Here is a 23,273-nt window from a genome sequence, read left to right as displayed (position 1 = left end):
ACGTGAGTCCTCTCCCCGCCCGACGACCGAAACGAAAAGGGCTATGCCGTGACCGATCCCAGCCAGCGCATGCGGGTGTCAGTGGTGCTCTGTACCTACGACCCGGCGCTGTTCTCGGACTTCCGCGCCGCCGCCGACAGCGTGCTCGCCAACACCCACCCCGCCGAACTCGTCGTGGTGGTCGACGGCGACCCCGCGCTCGCCGACCGGGTTCGGGGGACCTACGCCAGTCACGACGACGTCACGATCCACGAAAACGACGAGAACTCGGGACTGCTCGAGAGCCGAAACACGGGGGCCGAGGTCGCCGACGGCGACGTGGTGGCCTTCCTCGACGACGACGCGCGGGCCGACCCGGAGTGGATAGCCCGTCTCGTCGCGGCCTACGAGGACCACGATTCGCTCGCCGTCGGCGGGCGGATGACGCCCGAGTGGGTCGCCGGCAGGCCGAAATTCCTCCCGGCGGAGTTCTACTGGCTCGTCGGCGTCACCCACCGGGGGTTCGGTCCCGCTGGCGACGAACACCACGCGGGCGAGGTCCGCAACACCAACGGTTCGAACCTCTCCTTCCGCCGCGAGGTCTTCCTCGACCTGGGTGGCTTCGACACCGAGATCGGTGGTCGGAAGGGGGACAACAAGCTCCAGGGCGGTGAAACCGAATTCTGTGCCCGGCTCGAACGCGAGTACGGCGAACGGGTGTGGTACGATCCCGGCGCGCTCGTCGGCCACAAGGTGTTCGACTACCGGACGAGGCCACGCTGGCTCGCGGGGCGGGCGTTCTGGCAGGGCTACTCGAAGCGCGCGATGGAGTCGTTCGTCCCCGACTCGACGGGCGAGGAGAGCGCGTTTCTGGGGCTGCTTCTGACGAGATCCCTCCCGCGGCGGCTCGCTGGCCTCGTTCGACATCCCTCACGCGAGCGCGCGAGCCAACTCCTCGCGCTCCTCGTGCTCACAGGCCTCGTCGGGTTCGGATACGTCTACGCGACCCTTCGGTATCGCTCCGCGGAGCCCGACGATGGCTGAGGACATCGAGAACCCGATTCGCGTGCTCTGGCTCACGCCGGACAAACCCGAGACGATCAGCGTGGGTCGCCGTCGGATCGCGGAGCAGCTCGAAGCACGCGGGTTTCGCGTCACGCTCCGGGGCACGACCCCGCGAACTTCGCTGGCCTCGTTCCGCGAACGCGCCACGTACGACGTGGTTATCGGGACGACGCGGGCCGGTGCGTTCGCGGGGGCGGGGCTGAAGCTCGCGGGAGTTCCGTTGGTCGTCGACCACGTCGACCCGATCCGACAGTTCACCGAAACCCGCGACACCGCGCTCTCGCTCGGGGTGCGCCTCGCCGAGAACGTCGCCTTCCGGGTCGCGGACCACACGCTCTACGTCTACGACGAGGAGCGCCCGCGCGTCGAGCGGTACGCCCGCGCCGCGACGGAGACCAACCTCGGGGTGTCCTTCGACGCGTTCGCCGACCCCGAGGAAGAGGCCGTCGCGGACGCACGGAGCCACCTCGCGGATGCCGACGTCGACCCGAACACACCTCTCGCGGTCTACGTCGGCGGGCTCGAACCCATCTATCACGTCGAAGCCCTCCTCGGCGCGATGGCTCACCTCGACGACTGGACCCTCGTAGTGCTCGGCACGGGGTCGCTCGAAGGGCTGGTCGAACGGACCGCCGCCGAGCGTGAGAACGTCGTCTTCCTCGGGAGCGTCGCGCACGAACGGGTTCCGGGCTACCTCCACGCGGCGGACGTGGGAATCGCGCTGGTCGACGACCCGCACACCCTGAAGGTGCTCGAATACGCCGCCGCGGGGCTACCGACCGTCGGGCTCCACGGTCGCGTCGAGGAGCGATTCGGCGAGTTCGTCGAAGCCTGCGACCCGACCCCGGAGAGCGTCGCCCGCGCGGTAGGGCGAGCGCCCGACCGCGACGTCGAGGCCTTCCGAGAGTACGTCAAGGCGTTCGATTACGCGCGGATCGCCGAAGGCTACGCGCAGGCTCTCAGACGCGTCGTCGGTCGCGGGGAACCGGCGCAATAGAACCTACTGGCGTCGTTCCTGGAGGTGTTCGAGCGCGCGGAGCGCCCGGTGGTGACCGAACGGGAGGTACGAGACCGCGAGCAGCGCGAGAACCCGGGGATCGGACCGCTCGCCCGAGAGCGCCGCCCGGAGCGGAGCACGGGCAGCCGCGGCGTCGCCGGCTCGAAGCAGCCGTTTCCCGTGTTTGTACTCGGCCTTGCGTTCGAGTGCCGCGCGATGGGGTTCGAGCTCCGGCAGTCGGTCGCAGAGGTCCGCGATCACTTCGAGTTCGGATTCGTACATGACCGCCGCGTCCGAACTCATCGAATCCTCGCGCACGGCGTAGCACGCGAGCGGTTCGGCCACCCGGGCGGGTCGATAGCGGGCGAACAGTCGAGCCCAGAGGTGACGGTCCTCGACGGCCGGCAGGCGCTCGTCGAAACGGTGGTCGTCGAAGCACTCCCGGCGGGCGACGACGGTCGGCATCGGCACGCCGCCCTCGTAGAGGAAGTCGATGTGATGGGTGTCGGGGTTCTCGATCGGCAACGATGACTGATAGCGTTTCGTCCCACTTTCGAGGAGGGAGACGTCCGAGTAGACGATATCGGCACCGGCGTCGAGCGCCGCGAGCTGCGCTTCGAGTTTCTCGGGACACCACCGGTCGTCGGCATCGAGGAATCCGACCACCTCGCCCGTCGCGGCGTCGAGCCCTCGATTCCGCGCCGCCGCCAACCCCCGCGGCTCCTGTTCGACGTACTCGAATCCCTCGACCCGATCGGCGAGGTCATGGAGCCAGTCCACGCCCGAACTATCGACGACGATTATCTCGATATTTCGGTGGGTCTGGTTCGCGATGGATTCGAGCGCCTCGGGGAGGTACTCGGCGTCGCCGTAGGTCGGGACGACAACCGAGACGAGCGGGCCGCCGCCTGTTTGGAGCGAGCGCGGGAGCGAGACGGTCTTCGGCACGGTTCTCGTTTTGCTGTCGAGGAGCGTGGGTTAACGCCTTTTCCGTTCGGGCTTGACGCAGACGACCGGGTGGATAGTTGATGACTGATGCGGCGATGGCAATACCCGACGCAAACGAGAGACCGCACAGCACCGCCCCACGACAGCCACACGCCTCCCCAGCCGACTGCGCTCCTCGCTCGCTTCGCTCACGGGTCACTTCGTTCCCCGTTCGCAATCGAGGTTCTCCTTTCAGTCGAACCTCGCACCGCTCCCTGCGGTGCTCATCCCTCGCACAGTGTCCGCGACCGGCCCTCACTCTCGTTCGGACCGGTCGCGAGCGCGCGCCACAGCATCCCGTATCGTAACCGCACCACCACCGCACCCGCACTACACCACCACCGCACCGACCTCCTACCGAGCCAGTTCGTCCGTCGAAAACCCGACCGACGACGGAGGGAAAGGTACTCAAAGCCGTAGGGAGGACTCGAAACGAACGATGCGAGACGTGCTGTTCATCACCGTCGACTCGCTCCGGGCCGACCACCTCTCCTGCTACGGCTACGGCCGCGAGACGACCCCGGCCATCGACGCGCTCGCGGCCGGCGGCCACCGCTTCGAGAACGCGTTCGCCCACGCGTGCGCGACCCGCGCCTCCTTCCCCTCGATCCTGACCTCCGCGACGGCGCTGATGTACGGCGGTTACGAGCGGGTCTCCGAAAACCAGACCCTCCTCCCCGAGGCGCTCCCCGATGCCTATCGCACCGCCGGCTTTCACTCGAACCTCTATCTCTCGGCGGAGTTCGGCTACGACCGCGGCTTCGACCGCTTCTTCGATTCCAAAACGGATCCCTCCCAGCTCGCACGACTCAAGCAGGTCGTCAAGAGCCGACTCGACGAGGACGGCGCGCTCTACCGACTCCTCTCGGGCGCGGTCGACACCGCCGAGAAGGAGGCCGGCCTCTCCTTCGGCTCGGCCTACGTCCGCGCCGACGAGATCACCGACAAGGCACTCGCGTGGGCCGAAAAACAGTCCGAAGGGCCGCGATTCGGTTGGGTCCACTACATGGACGTCCACCACCCCTACCTCCCACCCGAGCGCCACCAGCGCGCCCTGGGGTTCGACCCGGTGGACGAACGCGAGGCGGTGCGCCTCCGTCGGACGATGGTTGAGGACCCCGAAAACCTGACCCCCGACGAACGCGAGACCCTGATCGACCTCTACGACGCCGAGACCCGCTTCGCCGATGCCGAGATCGGTCGCCTCGTCGATTCCGTCCGCCGCAACTGGGGCGAGGACACCATGATCGTACTCACCGCCGACCACGGTGAAGCGCTCGGCGAGCATGGAGAGTTCGGCCACTCACAGACCTTCTTCGACGAGGTGCTCCACGTCCCGCTGGTGGTCGACCCCGGAACCGGAGCCAACGAGCCGAAGACGCACGACGAACTCGTCGGACTGCTCGACCTGACCCCGACCATCGTGGACTACGCGGGCGGGACGCAGTCCGAAGCCTTCCACGGCCACAGCCTTCGCCCGCTGCTCGACGGAACCGGGGAGTGGCCGCGCGAGCACGTCGTCGGGGATTGGTCGGCCGAGAACACCGGCGAGGGCGAGCACCGCTACGCCTACCGCGACCGTCGCTGGAAGTACGTCGAGCGCGACGGGACGGGCGCGCTCTACGATCTTCGGAGTGATCCCGACGAAGAGGCGGACGTCGCGGCCGACCACCCCGACGAGTGCGAGCGCATCGAGGCGATCCTCGACGACCACCGCCGGACGATAGTCGCGACCGACGACGACCTCTCGACCGTGGCGATGGACGAGACCACGAAACAGCGCCTCCGCGACCTCGGCTACGCGGAGTGATGACGCGCGTGTCTCCCCCGCGATCCTCCAACCCAGGGACGCGTGGGTGGGTCCCGTGAGTCGCTGATGCGGATCGGCCAGACCTCCGTCGTCAACTTCGTCTCGGAGGTCGCGACCTCGGTCTTCGGCTTCGTGGTGACGATCTACCTCGCGCGCGAACTCGGGAGCGCGGTGCTCGGGGAGTACTACCTCGTCGCGGCCGTCGTGGTCTGGGGGAAGGTCCTCGGCGGCCAGGGCATCCAGATGGCGACCCGAAAGCGCATCAGCGAGGGCTCCGACGAGGCGAACTTCTTCGGCGGCGGGCTCTCGCTGCAGACGTTCGCGTTCGTCCTCCTCGCGGCGGCGATCCTGATCTTCCGCGGCCCGGTCAACGACTATCTCCGGACCGACGCCGCGATTCTCCTGGTCGTCCTCCTCTTCACTGGACTCCTCGTCTGGCAGGTCCGGGCCGCGCTCGAAGGCCGCCATCGAGTAGACCTCTCCTCGCTCCTCGGGCCGTTCGACCGCCTGCTTCGCGGCCTCCTCCAGATCGGGGTCGTGGTCGTTGGCCTCGGCACGGTCAAGTGGCTCCTGACGGGATTCGCGGCGGCGGAATTCGTCACGGGCATGGTGGGTATCGCACTGCTCGGTCTCCGACCGCGGCTCCCGACCCGCGCACAGGTCGCGAGCATGCTCGACTACGCCAAGTACTCGTGGTTCTCGGGGCTCGAATCACGGACCTTCGCCTCGATGGACACCCTCGTGCTCGCGATTCCAATTTTTGCCGTGAGTTCGAGCCGGATCGGGATCTACGAGGTCGCCTGGAACCTCGCCTCGATCCTCGCGGTGTTCGGCGCGTCGGTGAGCACCACGCTCTTTCCCGCTATCAGCCGGCTGTCGAGCGCCGAGAACCGGGAGGCGATCCGTGGGCTGATCGACGACTCGATCGCCTTCTCGGGGCTGTTCGTGGTGCCCGGCCTCGTCGGCTGTCTCGTCGTCGGCGACCGGGTGCTCGCGATCTACGGCGGGGAGTTCGCCCGGGGCTACGCCGTCCTCGTCGTGCTCGTCGTGGGGCGCTTGCTCTACGTCTACGAGTCCCAGCTCACCAACGTCCTCGCGGCCGTCGACCGCCCCGACGCCGCCTTCCGGGTCAACGTGGTCTTCGTCGCCACCAACCTCGTCCTCAACCTCGGTCTCGTCTACGCCTTCGGCTGGCTCGGCGCGGCGGTCGCCACCACGACCTCGGCGGCGGTAGGACTCGTCCTCGGCTACGCCCTACTCCGAAAGGTCATCGCCGTTCCGATACCCGCCCGCGAACTCGCGAACCAGGCCGTCGCCGCCGTCGCGATGGGCGTCGTGGTTCTCGCGGCCCGCGGCCCCGCACCCGCCGGCGTGCCGTGGACGGTCGGCCTAGTCACGTTCGGCGGGGCGGTCTACTTCGTCGGGCTCGTCGGGCTCTCGAACCGGTTTCGCGCCACGGTTCGGCGGAACCTCCCCATCCCCTGAGCCCGCTTCCATCGATGTTTTGAAGCCCGCCCCTCCGCAACCCACACCAACTCGATGCCCGACACGCCGAACCTGCTTCTCCTCTGTGTCGACTGTCTGCGCGGCGACGCGATCGACGACAGCTGGGGTGAGACCCCGTTTCTCGACTCGTTCGTCGCGCGTGGGCGCTCGTACGCCAACTGTTTCGCGTCGGCCACCACGACGACCCCCTGTGTCGCGAGCATGATGACTGGCCGCTACGCCGAGGGAAACGGCGTCCGCTCGCTCCGGGAGGCCCGACTCGCGCCCGACGTCTCGACGCTGGCCGAACGACTCTCCGCGGCGGGCTACGACACCACCGCGTTCGTCACCGGCCCGCTGGTGGCCGACACCGACCTCGACCGGGGGTTCGACACCTACCGCTACCGCGAGAACACCGAGTCGTTGTTCGACGGCTGGGAGCCGACCGGACTCGAAACGCGGCTCGCAGCCGAGGAGCCCGCCTTCTGTTATCTCCACCTCTGGGAGCTCCACGAACCCATCACGGTTCCACCGAACTTCGACAGCGAGGAGTACGGTCGCTGGCCCTACGAACGCGCGCTCTCGGCGCTCGACTCGCATCTCGAACGCCTCCTCGAATCGGTTCCCGAGAACACGGTGGTCGCGCTCTGTGGCGACCACGGCGAGAGCATCACGTGGCGGCACAACCCCCTCCGCCGGGTCACGAAGCGCGCTCGTGACAAGGTCCGCTACGAGTTCGGCGTCGATACTCGGAGGATGGAACGGGGGCTCGACCGCCTCACGGAGAGCCTCGCACCCGCACCGATCCACGACCACTTCGTCGAGAACGGTCACGGCGAGACGGTCTTCGACCACGTCGCGAACGTCCCACTCGTCCTCTCGGGGCCCGACATCGAACCGGGTCGCGAGACCGCTGTCTGTCGCCAAGTGGACACCTTCCCGACGCTGCTCGACGCGCTCGGGTTCGACTGGGAGGCGAGTATCGACGGCGAGTCGCTGCGCGATCCGACGGACGAAGGAATCGACGACCGCGAGGCTTACATCCGGGCCTGCGGCGCGGCGCTCCGCGGGAAGCAGAACTGGGTTCGTGCCCTTCGAACCTCGACGGAGAAGTACGTCGAGTACCCGAACCGCGACTGGGACCCCGAACTCTACGACCTCGTCGCCGACCCCGCCGAGCGCGCGCCGGCCGACGACCCCGACCCCCATCGTCTACGCGCGCTCGCGAGCCGACTCCCCGAGTCCGAGGGCGTCGCCACCGAACGCCTCGCGATCGACGACCGGCTCCGCGCGCTCGGCTACCGCTGAACTGGTCCCCTTGAACCGACCCCGACAGACCTTTGGGAGTGGATCGAGGTTGTCGAGACGATGACGCTCGCCGACTGGATCGACGAAACCCGGGCGCGAGTCGCCCGCGATGGGATGGCCGGCGTCCACGAGAGCGCCTACGAACTCCGGGTCGGTGCGCTCCGGCGGGCGGACCGCTTCGTCGAGCCCGGCGTGAACGTCTACGACCGCGACTGGGACGCCCTCCTGATCCTCGACGGTTGCCGGGCCGACCTCATGCGCGGGGTCGCGCCGGCCTACGACTTCCTCGATTCACCCGGCATCCACCGCTCGCCAGGGTCGACCTCCTACGAGTGGCTGGAGCGGACGTTCTCCGATGGGTACGAAGAGGAGATGGCGGACACCGTCCACGTCAGTGCGAACCCGTTCACGCACCAGTACCTCGACGCCGACTGGTTCCGCGTCCTCGACGAGGTCTGGCGCGACGGCTGGGACGACGGGGTCGGGATCGTGCCCGCACGAACCGTCACCGACCGGGCGATCCGGGCGGGCCGTGACCACCTCGATTCGGATGGTCGGCTCATCGTCCACTACATGCAACCGCACTTCCCGAGCGTGCCGCGGCCGCTCGGCGACGTCTCGACCCTCGACGAATGGCGCGACGGTCGCGAGATGGCCTGGCAGGGTCTCCGGCGCGGCGAGTTCACGCGGCGAGAAGTCTGGCGCGCCTACGCCGCGAACCTTCGATACGTCCTCGACGACGTGGCCGTCCTCCTCGAGAACCTCGATGCCGACCGGGTAGCTATCTCCGCCGACCACGGCAACGCGGCGGGCGAGTGGGGTATCTACGGCCACCCGAACGTTCCTCTCAGCGTTCTTCGCGAGGTACCGTGGTTCGTGACGAGCGCGACCGACCGCCACACCCGCGAGCCCGACCCGCGACCGGCGGATGAAGGGTCGGGCGAAACGTCGTCGGCGGTCGAGGAGCGGTTGGCGGCGCTCGGCTACACCGAGGACGAACGGACGTAGTCACCCGGGTCAGTTCGACGGCGACGGGTCCGGGTACTCGGCCAAGCTCTCGTACTCCCAGATCAGTTCGAAGTAGCGTTCGAGACCGGCGACGAACGAGCCGTTGCTCGTGACGGCGGCCTGTCGGATCGCGTTCGGGACGTCGTTCTCCTCGACGAGCAGAACCGCTTCGCCCGAGTCGTAGGCCACGCTCGGGTCGCGGAACGTGCCGCGCCACGGGAGTTTGCCGGTCGAAAAGCGGATCTCGACCGCCGGGTACGCCGTCGCGAGGCGGTCGACGATCCCGGCCTGTACCTCGCGTTTCTCCGCGGGCGAGCGCTCCCCGCCCGGGACGTGGTCGGGGTGGAGCATGAGCACCCGGACCGCGATCCCCCTGTCGAGGGCCTCTTCGAGCGCGGTCTCGACGGTCGGGAGGTACTCGAAGCTCGTCGTGATGACGTGGACCTCCGTCTCGGCGGTACGGTAGAGCCGGCGCGCCTCGGCCTCGCTCGGCTCGCCGACGTCCACGACCGAGAACAGCTCGTCGTCCCGGCTCTCGACCGCGTCGTCGTATCGCGGGCCGAACTCCGCGAGGAAGGCCTCGCGCGACCCCTCGACCTCCTCGCGGAAGGCCTCGTACTCCCGACGGCGATTCTCGGTCGCCCGGTCGAGCACCTCCGCCGGCGACCGGGCGTGGTACTCCTTCGGCCGTCCGGGTATCACCTCGACGAAGCCCTGGTCGGAGAGCGATTCCAACACCCCGTAGATACGAGCCTTCGGCACCCCGGTCGCTCCCGCGAGCGTCGGCGCGGTGGTCCGACCGAGCTCGAACAGCTCGGCCAGCGCCCGCCGTTCGTACTCCGTGAGACCCAGGTCGGCGAGGGTCCCCGTCGGGTCGCTCATACCCGCCCCTTCGTCGCCAGGCCCCTAAACGCGCTGTCATTCGTCGGCAGGGGTGGTCCCCGTCGGAAGCGGCTTCGAGACGGCGTTCGACCGAGTCCGAAGGGTTTTGCGCGTGGGTCGCCGACGTGGGTGAAATGGTCGACCGCGGCGACGTCTGCGTGCTGATCCCGACCTACAACGAGGCCGCGACGATCGGCGACGTCGTCGGCGAGTTCCGCGAACGGGGGTTCGAGGACGTGCTCGTGGTCGACGGCCACTCGACCGACGACACGGTCGCGATCGCACGCGAGAACGGCGCGCGCGTCGTCGAGCAGTCCGGACAAGGGCGGGGCACCGGCAAGGGCCAGGCGGTTCGCGAGGGCGTCGCGCGCTCGACGGCTCCCTACCTCCTGATGCTCGACGGCGACGGCACGTACCGTCCGGCCGACGCCGACGCGCTCCTCGAACCCCTCCTCACCGGGGAAGCCGACCACGTCGTCGGCGACCGCTACGCCGACATGGCCGACGGCGCGATGACCCGGTTCAACGGCGTCGGGAACCGGCTGATCAACCGGGCGTTCCGCTCGATCCACGGTCGCGACGTCGGCGACGTGCTGAGCGGCTACCGCGCGTTCACTCGCGAGTCGTTCGAGCAGTGTGACCCGCGCTCGGACGGCTTCGGTATCGAGACCGAACTCGCCGTCGAGTGCGTCAAACACGGGGTTCCCCTCACGGTAGTACCGATAGAGTATCACGCCCGCCCCGAGAACTCCGAGACCAACCTCAGACCCGTCCGCGACGGCGCGAAGATCCTCCTCACGCTCTACCGGCTGGCGAAAACCAACAACCCGCTCTTCTACTTCGGGAGCGCAGGCGTGCTCTCGGGGATCGCTGGGGTCGCCGTCGCGGCCTACGTCTTCGTCGAGTGGGTCACCCTCCGGGTCTCCCACGAGGTGCTCGCGGTCGCGGCGGCCTTCGCCATCATCGTCGGCGTCCAACTGGTGATCTTCGGCGTGCTCTCGGACATGATCCTCGCGATCAACCGCGAACAGACCCGACGGTTCGAGGCGCTGCTCGACCGGGAGGCGACCGACCGCCCGCGGACGGACTACCGCCGGCCCGGCAGTTCGATGGAGCGGGCCGGATCGGCCGACGAGCCGGACCGGTCACCGAAGCGCGACCCGTCCGCCGATCCACCAGCCGAACGCGTCGGCGCGGAGCGCGACTAGAACAGCGCCCGGAGCCGCGCCAGCAAGCCCGTGGACGCGGACTGCCGGCGCTCCTCGAAGACGGGGTGGAGGGCGTCGAGCAACCGGTTCTCGTCCTCGAATTGAGTTGGACCCGCCTCGTCGAGTGCCGTCGAGAGCGGGATCGACTGGCCGGCGGGGTCGTAGGGGATTTCGGGGTCGCCGAGGGTCTCGACGACCGTCGCGGCGTCCGTCGGGTAGGTGAGGTCGGCCTCGGCGAGGCGACCGTCGAGCGCGGCGATCCCGAACGTGATGGCGTCGGGTTCAGCGGGGTCGTCCTGGGGCGGGCGCGCGGCCATACCTGCCGTACGGCTCGGGCGACGAAAACCCTGCGGACAGTGCACAACGACTATCCGACGGGCTGTGTTTCTCCTACTATGACCGACTACACCACCGTCTCGATCCCGAAGGACCTCGCCGACCGGGTCGAGGAGACCATCGAGGGCACCAGCTTTTCGAGCACCAGCGACCTCGTTCGTTTCCTGCTCCGAAGCATCGTGATCCAGCACCAACAACAGGGCGAGCTCACCGAGGCGGAGTTCGACGAGATAACCGACCAGCTCCGGGACCTCGGCTACCTCGGCTGATCCACGGACTCCGCGGGCGGGTCGGTGTCGACGAGTTCGAGCGACTTCTTTCGTCCGTCGCGCCCGAAGGCCGCGAGCGACGCCCGCTCCCACGGCGCGACCGCGACGAAGACCGTCCCGTGGAGGTCGTCGGCCTTGGTGAGTTCGAGTCTCCCCTGGGGATGTGAGACGAACCGCCCCTGGGTCTGGCCGGCCGGAACCCCGAGGTCGACACCGAAGACCGCCGAGACCGCACCGCCGGCCTCCGGGAAGTAGAAGTGCGTGAAGACGGGCGTCTCGGGCGGGAGGTCGGGCGCGAACTCGCCCGCGAGCGTGGTCGCGAGCGGGATCGTCACCGCTTCGGGTTCTGCCTCGCGTGCGAAATCGAGCAGCCCGTCGACCAGCCCGCGGGTCGCGTGGACGGTCCTCATCGGCCGGTCCGACCGTCGGCAGCCAGTACTCCAGCGGTCATCCGGGGAGGAACAGCCGTACGGCCTTCGCGTACAGCGCAGGTGCGCGCCGACGGGATCCCGAGAGCGCCGCGGAGAGCGCCGCGCTCGCGTGGTCGTGGACGCCGGCCCCGTGACCGAGCAGGACCCGGTCGGGCGAGAGGTCCCGGAAGGACCGGCGGGGCGGCAGGAGGCGGAGCATCGGGTGGACCCCGAGGCGCTCGTCGCCGGTTCGCATGTACTCCGAGGTGCCGACCGCCTCCGCAACCACCAGGGTTCCCTCGTCCTCGTTGTAGAGCAGCGCCTCCTGCCAGAGCGGGGTCGCGACCATCCGGAGGCGATAGCCCGTTCCGCCGAGCTCGCCGGAGAACCGCTCGACCGAGGCCTCGATGTCGTCGGCGACGCCCGCCATCCACGACGGGATGTGGACCGAGACGTCGTGTCTGGTCGCGATCGTTGCGGCGTCGCGCTTGTGGCGGTCGAGCAGGATCACGACGCCCGCGACCTCGCCCTCCGCGGCGAGCAGGTCGTCGAGCCCCTCGGTGTCCACCGGATCGACCAGCCAGACACCCTCGTCGGTCGTGAGCGCGTGGCTCGCGCGTTCCATGCGTTCGTCCGGGTAGGCGAGCCAGCCAACGCCGCCGTCGAACCGGTCGATCTCCTCGTAGCTCGCCCGGCCGGAACCTTTCATCGGCATACGTCACCTTCGGGGGCGCGTGGGATGAGGCCGTCGGTGGCGAGGATGCCCGTTTTGGGGTGGCCGGGGCCCTCCGGGGCGTCGATGTTACCGTTTGCCGGCGAACTCCTCGTAGTCCATCTCCAGGAGCTCCTGCGGTCCGCCCGCCCCCCGTTTTTCGGACACGGGGTCCGCAACGGCGTCGGTGACCGGGCGCTCGCTGGGGTCCCCGCCGTCGCTTCGAACGACCTGCTCCAGCGCTTCCGAGAGCGACGCGGAGAGCTCGGCGACCGCGTCGGCCGTGAGGACGTCGATGTCGTCCAGCACGCCGACACCGATGCCCGTCGCGAACCCGAGGTAGGGGAGGTAGCTCCCGACGACGGGAACGTAGTCACCGACCGTCTTCCCGTACGCGAACCCGTCCTTCCCGAACCGGAACACCCGTCGGAAGTCGGCTTCCCGCGCGACGGTGGCGGCCCTGTCGCCACCCCGTTCGAGGGCCGGTCGCACGCGGACGTCCGGCAACGCGAACCGTTCGTAGGACACCGACGTCAACCGGTGGACGGATGGTCCGTTCCCGACCCGCTCGCGCACGACCGAACCGTCGACCAGCCGGTCGGGAAGCCGCGCCGTGATACGGCCTCTTGCGTCGTCGGCCCTCCCCGAAACCGCCTGGGTCGCCGTCGAGACCACGGTCGAAGCCGTTCCCGTGGCGTCGGAGGCTCGTCCTCTCGCCTCGCCGGCCTTCTCGGAGACGGTCTCTTTGGCACCGGAGGCGGTCGTCGTAGCCGTGTCCCTCGCCTCCGCTACCCGGTCTCGGAGATCCATGGGCCGGATACACGCGTCGGCCGAATAATGGTTCCGTCCGTCCGGCGAGGGCGACGCGGCCGTCGGGCTATCCCAATCGATCGGTGTCGATGCTGACGCCCGGCGGGGTCACGATCAGGAACTGCCGGAAGTGGATGAGTTCGCCACCGAGCTCGCGGACGTCGCGCGCGAAACCGCCGGCGAGCCGGTTGAGGTCGCCCTCGACCGCGAGTACGAGCACGCCGCCCGACTCGATCTCGGCGACCCACTCGGACTTCGGGGTTCCGCCGTCGAGCACGCCGAGGACGACCCGCGTCGCCGCGCCGTCCGCCTCGTCGATCTCGCCTTCGATGGCCTGCAGGTCCAGGTCGAAATCGCTCATATCCGCCCCTCATCGTCGGCACGCAAAAACCCTCCCTTCAGTCGTCGCCCGTCGGGGTCGCGTCCGTCCGAGCGGTCCCCGACCGACGCGAGAAGTAGGTCGCGACCGCGGGGCCCGAGATGTTGTGCCAGACGCTGAACAGCGCGGGCGGGAGCGCGGCGAGCGGGCTGAAGTAGGCCGTCGCGAGCGCCACCGCGAGCCCGCTGTTCTGGAGGGCGACCTCGAAGGTACACGCCCGAACCCGGTCCTCGCTCATGCCGGTCGCGCGGCCGACGCCGTAGCCCGCCCCGAGACCGACCGCGTTGTGGGCGACCACCGCGACGAAGACCACCAGACCGGCCCCCAGAATGTTCGAGACGTTCGCGCCGACCACCGCGGCCACGATGGCGACGATGGCGACCACGCTGACCGCGGGAAAGACGTTCAGGCCGGCCTCGGCGACCCGCGGCGCGTAGCGGTCGAGGAGGAGTCGAAGAGCGAACCCCGCGACGACGGGGATCAGCACGACTTGCACGATGCTCGAAAACATCTCGGCGAAGGTGACCTGCAACTGTTCGCCCGCGAGCGCGACAACCCACGCCGGCATCACGACCGGGGCGGCGAGCGTCGTCACGGTCGTGATCGAGACCGAGAGCGCCACGTCACCGTCGGCGAGATAGGTCATCACGTTCGAGGCCGTCCCGCCGGGGGCTGCCCCGAGGAGTATCACGCCGACCGCGAGCGCGGGCGGCAGGGAGAGGACGACGGTGAGAACCCACGCCGCGACCGGCATCACGACCCACTGGGCTATCGCGCCGACGGCGACGTCGCGCGGGCGCTCGGCGATCCGCTCGAAATCCACCGGACGGAGCGTGAGTCCCATCCCGAGCATGATGACCCCCAGCAGCGGCGTGATGTACGGCGTGATCCACGTGAACGAGTCGGGGGTGACGAGCGCCGCACCCGCGAAGGCCAGGATCCAGACCACGAAGTAGGTGCTCGCGAGGTCGCCGACGCGTTCGAGACCGTCGAGAACGGTCATACCGCTGCCGCCCGGCTCGGTCCGGGCGTGTCCGTCGTTCGCATCCGGCCATCCATGTCCCGTGCCTGCACGGCCCGGATCAAAAGGTTTGGTGTCGGGTACTCGGCGACCCGTCCCCACCATCACGGTTTATGATCGTCGATTTCGGGGCGGTTTTCCGACGAACCCCAGTACGGAACGCCAGACTTATATGCTACATCGGCCTCGTGAGGATTGCAATGGCTTACCACAACGCGGACACGGAGGCTTCGTCGGACACCCCGGCGGGTCGAGTTCTTCCAGGGCACCCTGGGAGATACGACTGAGTTCGACAGAGCGAGGATTTTCGACACGACGCTCCGTGACGGAGAGCAATCGCCACGCACCTCGTTCAGCTACGACGACAAGCGCGAGATAGCGGCGGTGCTGGACGAGATGGGAACCCACGTCATCGAGGCGGGTTTTCCTGTGAACTCCGATGCGGAGTTCGAGGCGGTGCGCGACATCGCCGAGAGCACGAACGTAACCACCTGCGGGTTGGCCCGCGTGGTCGAGAAGGACGTGGAGGCGGCGCTGGACTCCGGCGTCGAGATGGTCCACGTCTTCGCGTCGACGAGCGACATCCAGCTCGAGGACGCGATGCACTCGAACCGCGCGGAGATGCAGGAACGGTCGGTGAACGCGGTCGAGCGCGCGGCCGAGGCGGGCGTCGAGGTGATGTTCTCGCCGATGGACGCCACCAGAACCGATCCCGAGTACCTCAGGGACGTCGTCGAGGCTACCTCGGCGGCGGGCGCGGACTGGATCAACGTCCCCGACACCTGCGGGGTCGCCACACCCACTCGATTCGGGAAACTGATCGCCGACGTTTGCGCGCACGCCGACGCCGAGGTCGACGTCCACACCCACGACGACTTCGGGCTGGCGAGCGCGAACGCGCTCGCGGGCTTCGAGGCGGGTGCGGCACAGGCCCAAGTCAGCGTGAACGGCATCGGCGAGCGCGCCGGCAACGCCGCCTACGAGGAGGTCGTGATGGCGATCGAGTCGCTCTACGACGTCGACACCGGTATCGACACGACGCGGATCACCGAGCTCTCGCGGCTGGTCGAGGCCGCGAGCGACATCGAGACGCCGGGCAACAAACCAGTAGTAGGGCAGAACGCCTTCAGCCACGAATCGGGGATCCACGCCGCGGGCGTGATCGAGAACTCCGATACGTTCGAGCCCGGCGTGATGACCCCCGAGATGGTCGGCGCGAGCCGCGAACTCGTCTTGGGCAAACACACCGGCACCCACTCGGTGCGCGAGCGGCTGGTCGAAGCGGGCTACTCGCCGACCGACGACGAGGTACGCGAGTGCACGCGTCGCGTCAAGGACTTCGGGGCCGAGAAGGAGCGGGTGACGATGAGCGTGCTCGAACGCTTCGCCCGCGAGGTCGGTATCGACCACGAGAGCGAGGGCGCGGAGGTCAACGCCTGAGCCATGCCCGCCCCGAACGCCCCCACCCCTGAGTCGCGGGTCTCGAGATCGCCCCGAGGTTCGTGCAACGTTTGCACGCCACGGAAGGGTTATTACCGTCCGACCGAATGGACCGGGTATGACGACCCGACCGACGGCCGCTGGGGATCCACGAGTCCCGAGCGACGCGGCGGGTGTTCGCGAGTCGATTATTGTAGGGGTATAACCCCTACGCACCTCCTTCCCCCGACCCCTGAATCGACCACACAGCGACCAGCACCCGCGACACCCACCGACCACATGACAGACCGAAACCCGCAGCCCACACAGCGACCGACCGCACTGAGGTATCGACCACCGAACCCCACTAACGGGGGGACGAACCATGAGTGAAGGCCAGCCTTCCCAGCGCGCGGCGGACGAGGCCGAACCGGCCGCCGACCGAGCCAACGAGGAAGAACGAACACCCGTGACGACCGGCGCGGAGTCGGTCGTGCGGGCGCTCGAACGGGCGGGCGTCGAACAGCTCTTCGGGGTCCAGGGCGGCGCGATCATGCCGGTCTACGACGCGCTCTACGACGCCGAGATGACCCACATCACGATGGCCCACGAGCAGGGCGCGGCCCACGCCGCCGACGCTTTCGGGATCGTCTCGGGCGAGCCAGGTGTGTGTCTCGCGACCTCGGGGCCGGGCGCGACGAATCTGGTCACGGGGATCGCCGATGCCTCGATGGACTCGGACCCGATGATCGCGCTCACCGGGCAGGTCCCCTCGGACATGGTCGGCAGTGACGCCTTCCAGGAGACGGATACGACGGGCGTGACCGCGCCGGTCACGAAGGAGAACTACTTCGCGGACTCCGCCGACTCGATCGGCGATACGGTCGGTGAGGCGTTCGCGCTCGCCGGCGCGGGCCGACAGGGCCCGACCCTCGTCGACCTCCCGAAGGACATCACGACGGGACCGACGGAGACGGAACCCGGCGACGGTCGGACGCCCGACACGTACAACCCGCCCGAGGCCGCCGACGAGAGCGCGGTCGAGGAGGCCGCGGGCGTGCTCGCACGCGCGGAGAAGCCCGTCATCCTCGCGGGCGGCGGCGTCATCAAGGGCGAGGCGAGTTCGGAGTTGCGGGAGTTCGCCACCGAATATGGAATTCCGGTGGTGACGACGATGCCCGCGATCGGCGCGTTCCCCGAGGACCACGAGCTCGCTCTGGAGATGGCGGGGATGCACGGGACGGGCTACGCCAACATGGCGATCACCCACTGTGACGTGCTGTTCGCGGTCGGGACGCGCTTCGACGACCGCCTCCCCGGTGGGGTCGAGACGTTCGCGCCCGAGGCACAGGTCATCCACGCCGACATCGACGCCGCCGAGATATCGAAGAACGTCCACGCCGACCACCCGCTGCTCGGCGACGCCGGCACCGTCATCGAACAGGTGGGCGAGGCGCTCGCCGACGAGCGGGCGGCGGACATGGCGGCCACCGGCGAACGGTTCGGAGAGTGGCGCGAGCAGTGCCAGGGGTGGAAGACGGACTACCCGATGGACTACGCAGCGCCCGAGGACGCACCGCTGAAACCCCAGTTCGTGGTCGAGGCGGTGGACGCGGCGACGGCCGACGACACCATCGTGACCACCGGGGTGGGCCAACATCAGATGTGGGCCTGCCAGTACTGGACCTACACCCAGCCGCGGACGTGGGTCTCCTCCCACGGCCTCGGAACGATGGGCTACGGGCTCCCCGCCGCGATCGGGGCGCGCGTCGCCGCCGACGACGACCAGTCGGTCGTCTGTTTCGACGGCGACGGCTCCTTCCTGATGACGCTCCAGGAGCTCGCGGTCGCGGTTCGCGAGAACCTCGACATCACCGTCTTCGTGCTCAACAACGAGGGCATCGGGATGGTGCGCCAGTGGCAGGACGGCTTCTTCGAGGGCCGCCGGATGGCCTCGGAATATCCCTGGATGCCCGACTTCGCCACGCTCGCCGAGGCCTTCGGCGCGCGCGGTTTCCGGATGCAGGGCGACGACGAGGTCGAGGACGTCATCACCGAGGCGCTGGCCTACGACGGCCCTTCGGTGGTCGACGCCCACATCGACCCCGACGAGAATGTCTACCCGATGGTCCCGAGCGGCGGGGCGAACGGCCAGTTCGTTCTGGCGGAGGAGCAGCTATGAGGGACGGTCTCCAGGGACCTGCGCCCGAGGAACGCCCCCATCCGACGGGACGGCGAAACGGCCAGGGGATCCGGATCGACCCCGAGACCGAGGCCGAACCCGACACCCGCCGCACGGTGCTCTCGGCGCTGGTGAAGAACGAACCCGGCGTGCTGGCGAAGATCTCCGGACTGGTCTCGCGCCGACAGTTCAACATCGAATCGCTCACCGTGGGGACGACCACGAACCCCGAGACCTCGCGGGTGACGGTCGTGATTGAGGAGTCCGAACCCGGGATCCGGCAGGTCGAGACCCAGCTCGCGAAGCTGGTCAACGTGATCTCGGTGCGCGAACTCGGCGACGACGCCGTGGGTCGCGAGCTGGTGGTCCTGAAGGTCCACGGCGAGGAGCCGGACAAGGTCCACGCCGTCACCGAGATGTACGGCGGGACGACGCTCCACGCGGGCCGGGACACCATCACGATCGAGATCACCGGCGACGAGCGGAAGATCGACGACGCGATCGACGCCTACCAGCAGTTCGGGGTCCGCGAACTCGCTCGAACCGGACAGACCGCGCTCGCGCGCGGCGGCGAGTGGACCACTTACGCAGAGGAGGAACGGTACGAACGAATGCAGACCCAACCCGAAACCAACGATGACTGAGAACGCAACCATCTACACCGACGACGACGCCGACAGCACCGCACTCGACGGGAAGACCGTAGCCGTCATGGGCTACGGTTCGCAGGGCCACGCCCACGCCCAGAACCTCAACGACAGCGGGGTCGACGTGGTGGTGGGGCTCCGCGAGGGGTCGAGTTCGCGCGACGCCGCCCGCGAGGACGGCCTCGACGTAGCCACCCCTGTGGACGCCGCCGCGCAGGCGGACATCGTCTCGGTGCTCGTGCCGGACACCGTCCAGCCCGACCTCTACGAGCAGATCAGGGGCGAGCTCGACGAGGGCGACACCCTCCAGTTCGCCCACGGCTTCAACATCCACTTCGGGCAGATCGAACCCGACGAGGGGGTCGACGTCACGATGATCGCGCCGAAGGGCCCAGGTCACATCGTGCGTCGGGACTACGAACGCGGCGAGGGTACCCCCGGACTGCTGGCGGTCTACCGCGACTCGACCGGCGAAGCGTGGGACGAGGCGCTCGCCTACGGTCAGGCCATCGGCTGCACCCGCGCGGGCGTCATCGAGACCTCGTTCCGCGAGGAGACCGAGACCGACCTGTTCGGCGAGCAGGCGGTGCTCTGCGGTGGCGTCACCGAACTCATCAAGATGGGCTACGAGACCCTCGTGGACGCGGGCTACTCGCCGGAGATGGCCTACTTCGAGTGTCTCAACGAGATGAAGCTCATCGTCGACCTGATGTACGAGGGTGGGATGGGCGGAATGTGGGACTCGGTGAGTGACACCGCCGAGTTCGGGGGACTGACCCGCGGGGACGTCGTGGTCGACGACCACGCCCGCGAGAACATGGAGACGGTGCTCGAACAGGTCCAGCAGGGCGAGTTCGCCCGCGAGTGGATCACCGAGAATCAGGCCAACCGGCCGTCCTACAACCAGCTCCGCACCGCGGAGAAGAACCACGAGATCGAAGAAGTCGGTGAACGTCTTCGTGGTTTGTTCGCGTGGGCCGACACCGAGGACGAGGAGACGAGCGAGACCGAAGAGGAGCGAGTACAGGTATGAACGACACCAACCGAAACCGAAGCGAAGCACGGAACCGAGCGATGAAGAACGTCGACCACACCCACCCCGACACCGGCCGGCCGTTCGGCGACCAGGTCGTGTTCGCCCGCGGCCCGGTCGTCGCGGCCGACGGCGGGCGCGAGGCCGACGCGGCGGAAACCGAGGAAACGGCGGAGACGGACGCCGACGAGGACGAGGAGGTACGGATGAAGGACGTCGACCACGAGCCGCCGAACGACGCCGACGCGAATCGGGTGTTCGAGCGTGGTCGGGAGGGCCGCGACGGCGATCGATGAGTCGGGGCACCCTCTACGACAAGGTCTGGGACGAGCACGCCGTCACCGAACTCCCGACCGGCCAGACGCAGCTGTTCGTGGGTCTCCACCTCATCCACGAGGTCACCAGCCCGCAGGCGTTCGGGATGCTCGGCGAGCGCGACCTCGAAGTCGCCTATCCCGAGCTCACGCACGCGACGGTCGACCACATCGTTCCCACGGCGGACCAGTCCCGACCCTTCGGCGACGACGCCGCCGAGGAGATGATGAGCGAGTTGGAGCAGAACGTTCGCGACTCGGGGATCGTCTTCGACGACCCCGGAAGCGGGAACCAGGGCATCGTCCACGTCATCGGCCCGGAGCAGGGGCTCACCCAACCCGGAATGACGGTGGTCTGCGGCGACTCGCACACCTCGACCCACGGCGCGTTCGGCGCGCTCGCGTTCGGGATCGGCACCTCCCAAATTCGGGACGTGCTCGCGACCCAGACGATCGCGATGGACAAGAAGCAGGTCCGGAAGATCGAGGTCACGGGCGAACTCGGCTCCCACGTCGGCGCGAAGGACGTGATACTGACCATCATCCGGAGGCTCGGCGTCGAGGGCGGCGTTGGCTACGTCTACGAATATGGGGGATCCGCCATCGAGAGCCTCGGGATGGAGGGCCGGATGAGTATCTGTAACATGTCTATCGAGGGTGGCGCGCGCGCGGGCTACGTCAACCCGGACGAGACCACCTACGAGTGGCTCCGGGAGACCGACGCGTTCGCCGATAGTCCTGAAAAATTCGAACGACGGAAGGTGTACTGGGAGTCGATCCGGTCGGATGCGGACGCCGAGTACGACGACGTCGTCACCATCGACGGCGACGAGATCGAACCCGTCGTGACGTGGGGGACGACACCCGGCCAGGGCATCGGCATTTCCGAACCGATCCCCGCGCCCGAGGACCTCCCCGCGGACAAGCAGGACACCGCACGGCGTTCCCAGGAGCACATGCGGGTCACGCCCGGCGAGACCATGCAGGGCTACGACATCGACGTCGCCTTCCTGGGGTCGTGTACCAACGCGCGCCTGCCCGACCTCCGGGACGCGGCGGCGGTCGTCGAGGGTCGCGAGGTCGACCCCAGCGTTCGTGCGATGGTCGTCCCCGGTAGCGAGCGCGTGAAGGCCGCCGCCGAGGACGAAGGCTTGGATGAAATATTCACCGAGGCGGGCTTCGACTGGCGCGGGGCTGGCTGTTCGATGTGTCTCGGGATGAACGAAGACCAGTTAGAAGGCGACGAGGCGTGTGCGAGCTCGTCGAACCGGAACTTCGTGGGCCGGCAGGGCTCGAAGGAGGGGCGGACGGTGCTGATGAGCCCCGTGATGGTCGCGGCGGCGGCGGTCACCGGCGAGGTGACCGACGTTCGCGAGCTCCCGGAGGTGGCGGTCCGATGAGTGCCGAAGAGGACGCGGGTGTCGAGACCGTCGAGCGGGTCTCGGGGACCGGCATCCCGATCCGCGGGAACGACATCGACACCGACCAGGTGATCCCGGCGCGGTTCATGAAGGTCGTCACCTTCGACGGCCTCGGTCAGTTCGCCTTCTTCGACCAGCGCTTCGACGACGACGACAACGAGAAGGACCACCCGATGAACGAGGATCGGTATCGGGACGCCTCGATCATGACTGTCAACGCCAACTTCGGCTGTGGCTCCTCGCGCGAACACGCCCCGCAGGCGCTGATGCGCTGGGGGATCGACGCGTTGATCGGCGAGAGTTTCGCCGAGATCTTCGCGGGGAACTGCCTCGCGCTCGGGATCCCCACCGTGACCGCTGACCACGAGACCGTCACGGCGATCCAGGAGTGGATCGACGCGAATCCGGATGGGGAGATCGACATCGACGTGGCCGAGGAGGTCGTTCGCTACGGCGACGAGGAAGTCGCCGTCACCGTCGAGGACGCCCAACGACGGGCACTGGTCGACGGCGTCTGGGACACCACGGCGCTGATGAAGTCCAACTCGGGTGCCGTCGCCGACACCGCGAACTCACTGCCGTACCTCGCCGACGATGACTGACACCATCACGGTGATCCCGGGCGATGGGATCGGCCAGGAGGTCGTGCCGGTGGCCGTGTCCGTGCTCGACGAGGTCGGCGAGTTCGCGTTCGAGGAGTACGACGCGGGCGACGCAGTGCAAGCGGAGACCGGCGAGGCGCTGCCGGCCGAGACCCGGCGAGCGGTCGAGGGGAGCGACGCGACGTTGTTCGGGGCGGCGGGCGAGACCGCCGCGGACGTCATCCTCCCCCTGCGGGCGGCGGTCGAGTCGTTCGTGAACGTCCGCCCGGCGCGGGCGTATCCGGGCGTCGACGCGCTCCGGCCCGAGACGGATATCGTCTTCCTCCGTGAGAACACCGAAGGCGTCTACGCCGGCCACGAGAACCGGCTCTCGGACGACCTCTCGACGCTGACGCGCGTCGTCACGGATTCAGCCTCACGGCGGCTCGCCGAGTTCGCGTGTGACTACGTTGCGGATGGCGGTGGCGAGTTCACCGTCGCGCACAAGGCCAACGTGATGCGCGAGACGGACGGCCGGTTCCGTGAAGCGGTACTCGACGTCGCGGAGGAGCGGGGGGTCCCCACGGACGAGGTGCTGATGGACGCGTTCGCGACGCAGGTCTGTCTCAGCCCGTCGGCGTTCGACATCGTGGTCTGTCCGAACCTCGCGGGCGACGTGCTCTCGGACCTCGCGGCTGGGTTGGTCGGCGGGCTCGGACTGTTGCCGTCGGCGAACATCGGCGAGGAGCGCGCGCTGTTCGAACCCGTCCACGGCACCGCACCCGACATCGCTGGCGAGGGGGTCGCGAACCCCGTCGCGACGGTGTCGAGCGCCGCGATGTGTTGTGAGTTCTTGGGCCACGACGAGGGCGCAGAACGGGTCCGGCAGGCCGTGCTGGAGGTGCTCGCCGACGGGCCGCGGACGCCCGACCTGGGTGGTGAGGCCACCACCGAGGACGTCGAGCGGGCGCTGCTCGACCGGCTCTGACCGTCGAGGTTAAGCCGGTCGC

The 23,273-nt window shown here is 68.5% G+C and carries 24 protein-coding genes; 16 read left to right on the top strand and 8 right to left on the bottom strand.

Going from position 1 to position 23,273, the window contains the following annotated elements:
* Window positions 1-69: 69 nt before the first annotated feature.
* Entirely contained in the window at window positions 70-1,023 is a 954-nt protein-coding gene (aglG, locus tag GT355_RS06125) for a glucosyl-dolichyl phosphate glucuronosyltransferase (RefSeq protein ID WP_160133785.1), read from the top strand.
* Complete coding sequence (locus GT355_RS06120; protein WP_160133784.1) at window positions 1,016-2,041, top strand: glycosyltransferase; 1,026 nt, start codon at window positions 1,016-1,018, stop codon at window positions 2,039-2,041. Before aglG ends, GT355_RS06120 begins: the two co-directional genes overlap by 8 nt.
* A 3-nt stretch (window positions 2,042-2,044) precedes the next feature.
* On the opposite strand, the gene GT355_RS06115 is transcribed toward GT355_RS06120, so the two are convergent.
* Window positions 2,045-2,989: a glycosyltransferase family 2 protein gene (locus GT355_RS06115; RefSeq protein ID WP_160133783.1), complete on the bottom strand. Its 945-nt coding sequence runs from the start codon at window positions 2,987-2,989 to the stop codon at window positions 2,045-2,047.
* Between the two features lie 478 nt (window positions 2,990-3,467).
* Between GT355_RS06115 and GT355_RS06110 the strand changes: the two genes are divergently transcribed.
* From GT355_RS06110 to GT355_RS06095, 4 genes are read left to right on the top strand one after another with little or no spacing between them, the layout of a single operon-like run.
* Complete coding sequence (locus tag GT355_RS06110) at window positions 3,468-4,838, top strand: sulfatase family protein (RefSeq protein ID WP_160133782.1); 1,371 nt, start codon at window positions 3,468-3,470, stop codon at window positions 4,836-4,838.
* Between the two features lie 42 nt (window positions 4,839-4,880).
* Window positions 4,881-6,323, top strand: a complete 1,443-nt coding sequence (locus tag GT355_RS06105; protein WP_240145728.1) for a lipopolysaccharide biosynthesis protein — start codon at window positions 4,881-4,883, stop codon at window positions 6,321-6,323.
* Between the two features lie 54 nt (window positions 6,324-6,377).
* Window positions 6,378-7,631 carry a sulfatase gene (locus GT355_RS06100; RefSeq protein ID WP_160133781.1) on the top strand — a complete coding sequence of 418 codons (1,254 nt, stop codon included), beginning with the start codon at window positions 6,378-6,380 and terminating at the stop codon, window positions 7,629-7,631.
* Window positions 7,632-7,691: 60 nt separating this feature from the next.
* Window positions 7,692-8,639 (top strand): alkaline phosphatase family protein, encoded by a 948-nt coding sequence (locus tag GT355_RS06095; protein ID WP_160133780.1) that lies wholly within the window; start codon window positions 7,692-7,694, stop codon window positions 8,637-8,639.
* Between the two features lie 9 nt (window positions 8,640-8,648).
* On the opposite strand, the gene GT355_RS06090 is transcribed toward GT355_RS06095, so the two are convergent.
* Window positions 8,649-9,521: a TrmB family transcriptional regulator gene (locus GT355_RS06090; RefSeq protein WP_160133779.1), complete on the bottom strand. Its 873-nt coding sequence runs from the start codon at window positions 9,519-9,521 to the stop codon at window positions 8,649-8,651.
* Window positions 9,522-9,655: 134 nt separating this feature from the next.
* Between GT355_RS06090 and aglJ the strand changes: the two genes are divergently transcribed.
* Window positions 9,656-10,729 carry an S-layer glycoprotein N-glycosyltransferase AglJ gene (gene aglJ / locus GT355_RS06085; protein ID WP_160133778.1) on the top strand — a complete coding sequence of 358 codons (1,074 nt, stop codon included), beginning with the start codon at window positions 9,656-9,658 and terminating at the stop codon, window positions 10,727-10,729.
* Here the strand turns inward: aglJ and GT355_RS06080 are convergent.
* Window positions 10,726-11,046 carry a DUF5789 family protein gene (locus GT355_RS06080; protein WP_160133777.1) on the bottom strand — a complete coding sequence of 107 codons (321 nt, stop codon included), beginning with the start codon at window positions 11,044-11,046 and terminating at the stop codon, window positions 10,726-10,728. The genes aglJ and GT355_RS06080 overlap by 4 nt on opposite strands.
* A gap of 78 nt (window positions 11,047-11,124) precedes the next feature.
* On the opposite strand from GT355_RS06080, the gene GT355_RS06075 reads away from it, so the two are divergent.
* A complete protein-coding gene (locus tag GT355_RS06075) occupies window positions 11,125-11,334 on the top strand; it encodes a ribbon-helix-helix domain-containing protein (RefSeq protein WP_007693818.1) in 210 nt (69 codons plus the stop codon).
* Here the strand turns inward: GT355_RS06075 and GT355_RS06070 are convergent.
* The 5 genes from GT355_RS06070 to GT355_RS06050 form a co-directional block, all read right to left on the bottom strand.
* Window positions 11,322-11,744: a JAB/MPN domain protein-containing protein gene (locus GT355_RS06070; RefSeq protein WP_160133776.1), complete on the bottom strand. Its 423-nt coding sequence runs from the start codon at window positions 11,742-11,744 to the stop codon at window positions 11,322-11,324. The two genes, GT355_RS06075 and GT355_RS06070, sit on opposite strands and share 13 nt — an antisense overlap.
* A 37-nt stretch (window positions 11,745-11,781) precedes the next feature.
* Window positions 11,782-12,459, bottom strand: a complete 678-nt coding sequence (locus GT355_RS06065; protein WP_160133775.1) for a hypothetical protein — start codon at window positions 12,457-12,459, stop codon at window positions 11,782-11,784.
* 87 nt (window positions 12,460-12,546) lie between these two features.
* Window positions 12,547-13,266: a hypothetical protein gene (locus GT355_RS06060; protein WP_160133774.1), complete on the bottom strand. Its 720-nt coding sequence runs from the start codon at window positions 13,264-13,266 to the stop codon at window positions 12,547-12,549.
* Between the two features lie 67 nt (window positions 13,267-13,333).
* Window positions 13,334-13,627 (bottom strand): DUF5779 family protein, encoded by a 294-nt coding sequence (locus GT355_RS06055; protein WP_120071258.1) that lies wholly within the window; start codon window positions 13,625-13,627, stop codon window positions 13,334-13,336.
* A 37-nt stretch (window positions 13,628-13,664) separates the two neighbouring features.
* Window positions 13,665-14,648, bottom strand: a complete 984-nt coding sequence (locus GT355_RS06050) for a bile acid:sodium symporter family protein (protein WP_160133773.1) — start codon at window positions 14,646-14,648, stop codon at window positions 13,665-13,667.
* A gap of 213 nt (window positions 14,649-14,861) precedes the next feature.
* On the opposite strand from GT355_RS06050, the gene GT355_RS06045 reads away from it, so the two are divergent.
* The 8 genes from GT355_RS06045 to GT355_RS06010 all read left to right on the top strand — a co-directional run bounded on the left by GT355_RS06045 (window position 14,862) and on the right by GT355_RS06010 (window position 23,251).
* Window positions 14,862-16,106, top strand: coding sequence for a LeuA family protein (locus tag GT355_RS06045; protein WP_160133772.1), 1,245 nt, complete (start codon window positions 14,862-14,864; stop codon window positions 16,104-16,106).
* Between the two features lie 364 nt (window positions 16,107-16,470).
* On the top strand, window positions 16,471-18,267 hold the full coding sequence (gene ilvB / locus GT355_RS06040) for a biosynthetic-type acetolactate synthase large subunit (RefSeq protein WP_160133771.1): 1,797 nt from the start codon (window positions 16,471-16,473) through the stop codon (window positions 18,265-18,267).
* Window positions 18,264-18,911, top strand: a complete 648-nt coding sequence (gene ilvN, locus GT355_RS06035; protein WP_120075229.1) for an acetolactate synthase small subunit — start codon at window positions 18,264-18,266, stop codon at window positions 18,909-18,911. The genes ilvB and ilvN overlap by 4 nt, the downstream gene beginning before the upstream one ends.
* Window positions 18,904-19,947: a ketol-acid reductoisomerase gene (ilvC, locus tag GT355_RS06030; protein ID WP_160133770.1), complete on the top strand. Its 1,044-nt coding sequence runs from the start codon at window positions 18,904-18,906 to the stop codon at window positions 19,945-19,947. Before ilvN ends, ilvC begins: the two co-directional genes overlap by 8 nt.
* Window positions 19,944-20,243, top strand: a complete 300-nt coding sequence (locus tag GT355_RS06025; protein WP_160133769.1) for a DUF7989 family protein — start codon at window positions 19,944-19,946, stop codon at window positions 20,241-20,243. Before ilvC ends, GT355_RS06025 begins: the two co-directional genes overlap by 4 nt.
* A complete protein-coding gene (gene leuC / locus GT355_RS06020; RefSeq protein ID WP_160133768.1) occupies window positions 20,240-21,661 on the top strand; it encodes a 3-isopropylmalate dehydratase large subunit in 1,422 nt (473 codons plus the stop codon). Before GT355_RS06025 ends, leuC begins: the two co-directional genes overlap by 4 nt.
* Window positions 21,658-22,284: a 3-isopropylmalate dehydratase small subunit gene (gene leuD, locus GT355_RS06015; RefSeq protein WP_160133767.1), complete on the top strand. Its 627-nt coding sequence runs from the start codon at window positions 21,658-21,660 to the stop codon at window positions 22,282-22,284. The genes leuC and leuD overlap by 4 nt, the downstream gene beginning before the upstream one ends.
* Window positions 22,277-23,251: an isocitrate/isopropylmalate dehydrogenase family protein gene (locus GT355_RS06010; RefSeq protein WP_160133766.1), complete on the top strand. Its 975-nt coding sequence runs from the start codon at window positions 22,277-22,279 to the stop codon at window positions 23,249-23,251. The genes leuD and GT355_RS06010 overlap by 8 nt, the downstream gene beginning before the upstream one ends.
* The last annotated feature ends 22 nt before the right edge of the window (window positions 23,252-23,273 follow it).

It is taken from the genome of Halococcus salsus (assembly GCF_009900715.1).
Taxonomy (GTDB): Archaea; Halobacteriota; Halobacteria; order Halobacteriales; family Halococcaceae; genus Halococcus; species Halococcus salsus.
This window is presented reverse-complemented; position numbering and strand designations above follow the sequence as displayed.